Origin of the sequence: Micromonospora globispora (assembly GCF_003857015.1) — a bacterium.
In the GTDB taxonomy this organism is placed as follows: Bacteria; Actinomycetota; Actinomycetes; order Mycobacteriales; family Micromonosporaceae; genus Micromonospora; species Micromonospora globispora.
Genome location: NZ_QGGF01000112.1, coordinates 1 through 6,750, shown reverse-complemented (window position 1 = coordinate 6,750; position 6,750 = coordinate 1). Strand labels below are relative to the sequence as shown.

Genomic DNA, 6,750 nt, shown 5'->3' with positions numbered 1-6,750 from the left:
GAGCCCGCGGCAGCCGGCGCCCGCCCCGGCCGCGGTGCGCCCGCCGTCCACCGCGGTGCGCGAGACCGGCTCCGCGCAGTACGCGTACGAGGTGCAGTACCTGCTCGACGCCGGGGCGGAGGCGGTGGCGCGGCTGCGGACGGAGCTGGACGCGCTGGGCGACTCGCTGGTGATCGTCGGCGACGGCGGCCCGGGCGGCGGGACCTGGAACGTGCACGTGCACGTCAACGACGTCGGCGCGGCGATCGAGGCGGGGGTGGTGGCCGGTCGTCCGCACCGGATCTCGGTGACCCGCTTCGCCGACCAGGTGGCCGCGGCCCCGGCCCCGCCTGCCGTGCTGCCGGACGGTCGGGCCGCCGTGGTGGTGGCCACCGGCGCCGGCATCGCCGAGCTCTTCGGCGCCGAGGGCGCCACGGTCGTCCCGGCCAACCCGTCCACCGGCGAGCTGCTCGACGCGATCCGGGCCACCGGCGCGGCCCGGGTGGTGGTGTTGCCGAACGACCCCAACACGCAGACCGTGGCGAGCGCCGCCGCCCGGGAGGCGCACGGGCTGGGCGTCAAGGTGAGCGTGGTGCCCACCCGGTCCCCGGTGCAGGCGCTGGCCGCCCTCGCCGTGCGGGACCCGGCCCGACGGTTCGAGGACGACGTGATCGCCATGGCCGAGGCGGCCGGCGCCTGCCGGTACGCCGAGGTCTGTCACGCCAGCAGGGAGGCGCTGACCGTGGCCGGTCCGTGCCGCCCGGGTGACGTGCTGGCGCTGGTCGAGGGGGAGGTGCACCTGATCGGCTGCGACCTCCTCGACACTTGCACCGCCGTCGTCGACCGGATGCTCGGCGGCGGCGGTGAGCTGGTCACCCTGCTCTGCGGGGCGGACGCCCCGGAGGGGCTGGCCGACCGGGTGCGCGAGCACGTCGAGCGGACCTGGCCGTTCGTCGAGGTGCAGGCGTACGAGGGTGGGCAGCCGCACTATCCGCTCCTGCTGGGGGTCGAGTGATGCCGGAGCCGTCCACGGTCGACACGCCGCTGAAGAAGCTGGTCGGGGAGAAGACCGCCAAGGCCCTGGCCAGCGACCTCGACCTGCACACCGCCGGCGACCTGATCTACCACTTCCCGCGCCGGTACGACGAGCGCGGCGAGCACACCGACATCCGCTCGCTCGACGTGGGGGAGCAGGTGACCGTGCTGGCGCAGGTGCAGCGCACCGCGGTCCGGCCGATGCGGCAGCGCCGGGGCAACCTGCTGGAGGTGACCGTCGGCGACGGCTCGGGCGGCGTGCTCACCCTCACCTTCTTCGGCAACCAGGCGTGGCGGGAGCGGGAGCTGCGCCCCGGCCGGTGGGGGCTCTTCGCCGGCAAGGTCACCGAGTTCCGCGGTAAGCGGCAGCTCAACGGCCCGGAGTACGTCCTGCTCGGCGAGGGCGGCGAGGGGGAGGCGGCGGCCAACGAGGAGGTCGAGGAGTTCGCCGGCGCGCTGATCCCGGTCTACCCGGCGGCGGCCGCGGTGCCGACCTGGGTGATCGCCCGCTGCGTCCGGGTGGTGCTGGACACCTTCACCCCGCCGGAGGATCCGCTGCCGGCCACCGTGCGGGCCAGCCGCAACCTGGTCGGCATCGACACCGCGCTGCGGGAGATCCACCGGCCGTCCAGCAAGGAGGAGCTCTACCGGGCCCGGCGGCGGCTGAAGTGGGACGAGGCGTTCGCGGTGCAGCTCACCCTGGTGCAGCGCAAGCACCGGGCGGCGGCCTGGCCGGCGAAGCCCCGACCGCCGCGCGCCGGTGGCCTGCTCGACGGGTTCGACGCCCGGCTGCCGTACGAGCTGACTCCCGGCCAGCGGACCGTGGGCCGGGAGGTCGCCGCCGACCTGGCCACCGCGCACCCGATGCACCGGCTGCTGCAGGGCGAGGTCGGGTCGGGAAAGACGGTGGTGGCCCTGCGGGCCATGCTCCAGGTGGTCGACGCGGGCGGCCAGGCGGCCCTGCTCGCCCCGACCGAGGTGCTCGCCGCCCAGCACTACCGGGGCATCCTCGACCTGCTCGGCCCGCTCGCCCAGGCCGGCGAGCTGGGCGCGTCCGACGACGCGACCCGGGTGGAGCTGATCACCGGCTCGCTCGGTGCCGCGGCCCGGCGGCGGGCCCTGGCCGAGGTGGCCGAGGGGCGGGCCGGGATCGTGCTCGGCACCCACGCCCTGCTCTACGAGGGGGTGGACTTCCACGACCTGGGCCTGGTGGTGGTCGACGAACAGCACCGCTTCGGGGTGGAGCAGCGCGACGCCCTGCGGGCCAAGGCGGACCAGCCTCCGCACGTGCTGGTGATGACCGCGACCCCGATCCCGCGCACCGTGGCCATGACCGTCTACGGCGACCTGGAGATCTCCACCCTGTCCCAGCTGCCGCAGGGCCGTTCGCCGATCGCGTCGCACGTGGTGCCGGCGGCGGAGAAGCCGGCCTTCCTTGACCGGGCCTGGCGCCGGCTGCGCGAGGAGGTGGCCGCCGGCCACCAGGCGTACGTGGTCTGCCCGCGGATCGGAGAGGGTCCGTCGTCGGAGGAGGAGGCCCCACGGGAGGACGACAGCGACCGCCGGCCGCCGCTCGCCGTGACCGAGGTCGCCCCGCTGCTGGCCGAGGGGCCGCTGCACGGGCTGCGGATCGGGGTGCTGCACGGCCGGCTGCCGGCTGACGAGAAGGACGCCGTGATGCGTTCCTTCGCCGCCGGCGACCTGGATGTGCTGGTGGCCACCACGGTGGTCGAGGTGGGCGTGAACGTGCCCAACGCGACCGTGATGATCGTGCTCGACGCCGACCGGTTCGGCGTCTCCCAGCTCCACCAGCTCCGCGGTCGGGTGGGCCGCGGGTCGGCCGCCGGCCTCTGCCTGCTGGTGACCGAGGCGATGGAGGGCTCGCCGGCCCGGGAGCGGCTGGACGCGGTCGCCTCCACCACCGACGGGTTCAAGCTGGCCGAGCTGGATCTGGAACAGCGCCGGGAGGGCGACGTGCTGGGCGCGACCCAGTCCGGTCGCCGGTCGCACCTGCGGCTGCTGTCGCTGCTGCGGGACACCGACCTGATCCGGGATGCCCGGGCCGAGGCGATCACCCTGGTCGAGGAGGACCCGGAGCTGTCCCGCCACCCGGCGTTGGCCGCCTCGGTCGCCGCCCTGGTCGACGAGGAACGCGCGGAGTACCTGGAGAAGGGCTGAGCCGGCGGCCGCCGAGGCGCGGCCGTACCGCGACGGAAGTACGCCGACGACCGGCGTCTGCCTCGCAGGACGTACGCCGAATGCCGTCGCTCGGGCGACGAGGAGCGGGCTGCCACCGGCGCACGATCGGGGGTGTCCGGCGAGCTGAAGCGAGCCGGTCCCAGAAGGGAGATCGTGATGATGGCAGAGTTCCTGAGCGTTGCGTCGATGACGTATGCGCACCCGGGGTGGGACGGCCCGGGCCACGGCGATGGACCGGGTTGGTGGCTGATCTTCCCCGTCCTGTTCTGGCTCGTGGTGCTCTCGGCCGTCGGTTACCTGGCCTGGCGCCGGTCGCCTGCCCAGCAGGCGCGCAGCGCCGGCGAACGCACGCTCGCGGAGCGGTACGCGCGCGGCGAGATCACCGAGGACGAGCTGAGACTGCGCCGGGGCGTGCTGCGGCGGAGGTGACCACCGGGACGGCGCCGCCGGTCGCCGGCCGGCGGCACCGTCCTGGGTAACGAGTCACGGCTCGGGGTTTGGCGCGGTCCACGGCCGGGCGGCGCCGGCCCGTCCGCGCCGGTGGACTGTCGGCCGTGGCCCTCCGGGGGATCGCGTAGCGTCGCAGGCATGTGCAGGAGCAGTCGGTGACCCGGATCGTGGCCGGGACGCTCGGCGGCCGTCGGATCGCCGCGCCGCCCGGCGCCGGCACCCGGCCCACCTCGGACCGGGTCCGGGAGGCGTTGTTCAGCGCGGTGCAGGCCGAGCTCGACCTGGTCGGCGCGCGCTTCGCCGACCTCTACGCGGGATCGGGGGCGGTCGGGCTGGAGGCGCTGTCCCGGGGCGCGGAGCACGTGCTGCTGGTCGAGTCCGACCCGCGCGCGGCCCGGGTGATCCGGGAGAACATCGCCGCGCTGCGGGCCGCCCCGGCCGCCCGCCTGGTCACCGGCAAGGTGGCCACCGTGCTCGCCGCCGGCCCGGACGGCGACCCGTACGACGTGGTCTTCGCCGACCCGCCGTACGCGGTGACCGACGAGGAGGTCAGCGGGGTGCTGACCGGACTGGTCGGTGGTGGCTGGCTGGCCTCCGACGCGCTGGTGATCGTGGAGCGGTCCAGCCGCACCGGACCGGTCGCCTGGGTGCAGGGCGTCACGGGGGAGCGCAGTCGCCGCTACGGCGAGACCACCCTTTGGTACGGTCGCCGATCATGAGACGTGCGGTCTGTCCCGGCTCCTTCGATCCGGTCACCAACGGACACCTCGACATCATCGGCCGGGCCAGCCGGCTCTTCGACGAGGTGATCGTCGGCGTGCTGGTCAACCAGTCGAAGCGCGGCCTGTTCACCGTCGAGGAGCGGATCGACATGCTCCGCGAGGTGACCTCCTCGTACGACAACGTGCGGGTCGAGTCGTTCCGCGGGCTGCTGGTGGACTTCTGCCGGGCCCAGCAGGCGAGTGTGCTGATCAAGGGCCTGCGGGCGGTCAGCGACTTCGACTACGAGTTGCAGATGGCCCAGATGAACATCGGCCTGGCCGGCGTGGAGACCCTCTTCATGCCGACCAACCCGCTCTACTCCTTCCTCTCCTCCAGCCTGATCAAGGACGTGGCCAAGTGGGGCGGGGACATCTCGGGGCACGTGCCGGACGTGGTCCGCGAGCAGCTGCGCGCCCGGTTGGCGCCGCAGCAGCCCGGCTGACCCGTCGCCTTCGCGGCCCGGCGCGACGCGCCGGGGCGGGGCGGATGGGCCACCTGTCGCCCGCGCACGACATCATTGGTGGAGCGGGAACCCGGCCGTAGCCCGCATCATGTAGGTCGGCCGACGAACGACAGGAGTGAGGTACCCGTGGACCCGCTCGATCGCATCGACGAACTGATCGCCATGGTGGAGCAGGCCCGCTCCGTCCCCATGTCGCGCAACAACTGCATGGTGGACCGGGGCGAGATGATCGCGGCGCTCGACGAGCTGCGTGCCGAGCTTCCGGCCGACCTGCGGCGGGCCGCCGCGCTGCTCGAGGAGCGGGACAAGATCATGGAGGCCGGCAAGCGGGAGGCCGACCGGATCATCAGCGAGGGTGAGGCGGAACACGCCCGCCTGGTCTCCGTGAACGAGATCACGGTCTCCGCCGAGCACGAGGGGGCCCGGATCATCGCCGAGGCCCGGGCCGAGGCGCAGCGCCTGCGGGAGGAGGTCGACGACTACGTCGACACCGCGCTGGCGAACTTCGAGCAGTTCCTCACCCGGGCGCTCGCCTCGATAGAGCGCGGCCGGGACAAGATGCACGCGCTGCGGGAGATCGGCACCTTCGCTGGGGACGAGGCGGATCGCCCGCTACCCTTCTGAGCGGCACCCCAGCAGCCGACAGGCGGGGCGGCCGACGCCCCCGGTTCGACGGTCCGGTGGTCGTCCAGGTAACCTTTTTTGTCGGCCTCTCACCGGCCGGAGTCTGACTATGCCCAAACACTCGCCTTCATCACTCGACCCCAGGTCGCCGCTGGTCCTCGACACGAGGGACCTGCCGCGTCGGCCTGGTGCGTTGCGTACCGTCAAGCGGGTCGTACCGGCACCGGCGGACCTCGGCGTGGAGTTGATCGGCGTGCCGGAGGGCGCGGACCTCGACCTCGACCTGAGGTTGGAGTCGGTGTCCGAGGGCGTGCTCGTCTCCGGGACCATCACCGGTCCCGTCAAGGGCGAGTGCGGTCGCTGCCTGCGCGAGATCAACGACTCGGTGGCCGTGAACGTCCAGGAGCTGTACGCGTACGAGAACAGCACCACGGACGACACGACCGACGAGGATGAGGTGGGCCGGATGCAGGGCGATCTGATCGACCTGGAGCCGGCGCTGCGGGACGCGGTGGTGCTCACACTGCCGACCAACCCGCTCTGCCGGGAGGACTGCCCAGGGCTGTGCCCCGAATGCGGGGTGCACTGGGATGATCTGCCGGCCGACCACAGCCATCAGCAGATCGACCCGCGTTGGGCGGGCCTGTCGCAACTGACCCGTAAAGAGGAGTAAGAACCGTGGCCGTCCCCAAGCGCAAGATGTCGCGCAGCAACACCCGGTCCCGCCGGGCGAACTGGAAGGCGGCTGTGGTCGCGACCGTGGCCTGCCCGCAGTGCAAGTCGGCGAAGCTGCCGCACGCCGCCTGCTCCGTCTGCGGCACCTACAACGGCCGCCAGGTCCTCGAGGTCTGACCTGGACGCCGAGTGACGCCCCCGACCACAGGTCGGGTGGCGCGCGCACCCTGGCAATCCCCCGGTGCCCCGGCTCCCTCCGCCGCCGGCCGTCCCCCGGCCGGCGTTCCGAGAGAGCCGGGCACCGCGCGGATCGCCGTTGACCTCCTCGGCGGGGACGACGCTCCCGCCGTCGTGGTTGACGGCGCTCTGCAGGCCGTGCGCGCTGACCCCGACCTGCATCTGTTGCTCGTCGGCCCGACCGAGATCGCCGGCGGGCTGATCGACGCCCTCGACCCGGAGCAGCGTGCCCGGGTCACGGTCCGGCCGGTCCGGGCCGCCGTCGGCATGGCCGATCATCCCAGCGCCGCGCGCGCGGAGAGCACGGTCCGCGCGGCCGTCAGCGC

The 6,750-nt window shown here is 73.7% G+C and carries 8 protein-coding genes and 1 pseudogene; all 9 read left to right on the top strand.

Annotation, left to right across the window (positions count from 1 at the left end):
- Nucleotides 1-994 (top strand): DAK2 domain-containing protein (locus tag DKL51_RS04100; protein ID WP_369008541.1); only part of this gene is annotated, 994 nt, incomplete at its 5' end.
- Complete coding sequence (gene recG, locus DKL51_RS04095; protein ID WP_438819647.1) at nucleotides 994-3,192, top strand: ATP-dependent DNA helicase RecG; 2,199 nt, start codon at nucleotides 994-996, stop codon at nucleotides 3,190-3,192. The genes DKL51_RS04100 and recG, both read left to right, overlap by 1 nt.
- A 177-nt stretch (nucleotides 3,193-3,369) precedes the next feature.
- Entirely contained in the window at nucleotides 3,370-3,642 is a 273-nt protein-coding gene (locus DKL51_RS04090; RefSeq protein ID WP_221623128.1) for an SHOCT domain-containing protein, read from the top strand.
- Between the two features lie 176 nt (nucleotides 3,643-3,818).
- Nucleotides 3,819-4,382: a 16S rRNA (guanine(966)-N(2))-methyltransferase RsmD gene (gene rsmD / locus DKL51_RS04085; RefSeq protein ID WP_109944383.1), complete on the top strand. Its 564-nt coding sequence runs from the start codon at nucleotides 3,819-3,821 to the stop codon at nucleotides 4,380-4,382.
- Entirely contained in the window at nucleotides 4,379-4,867 is a 489-nt protein-coding gene (gene coaD, locus DKL51_RS04080; protein ID WP_109944379.1) for a pantetheine-phosphate adenylyltransferase, read from the top strand. Before rsmD ends, coaD begins: the two co-directional genes overlap by 4 nt.
- 147 nt (nucleotides 4,868-5,014) lie before the next feature.
- A complete protein-coding gene (locus DKL51_RS04075) occupies nucleotides 5,015-5,512 on the top strand; it encodes an SPFH domain-containing protein (RefSeq protein WP_018786307.1) in 498 nt (165 codons plus the stop codon).
- Between the two features lie 109 nt (nucleotides 5,513-5,621).
- The gene (locus tag DKL51_RS04070; protein ID WP_109944378.1) at nucleotides 5,622-6,185 is read left to right on the top strand and encodes a YceD family protein; all 564 of its coding nucleotides are present in this window, start codon (nucleotides 5,622-5,624) and stop codon (nucleotides 6,183-6,185) included.
- A 5-nt stretch (nucleotides 6,186-6,190) separates the two neighbouring features.
- Entirely contained in the window at nucleotides 6,191-6,364 is a 174-nt protein-coding gene (gene rpmF / locus DKL51_RS04065) for a 50S ribosomal protein L32 (RefSeq protein WP_088963525.1), read from the top strand.
- Nucleotides 6,365-6,496: 132 nt separating this feature from the next.
- A pseudogene (locus DKL51_RS04060) lies at nucleotides 6,497-6,750 on the top strand (phosphate acyltransferase PlsX); the annotation flags it as partial.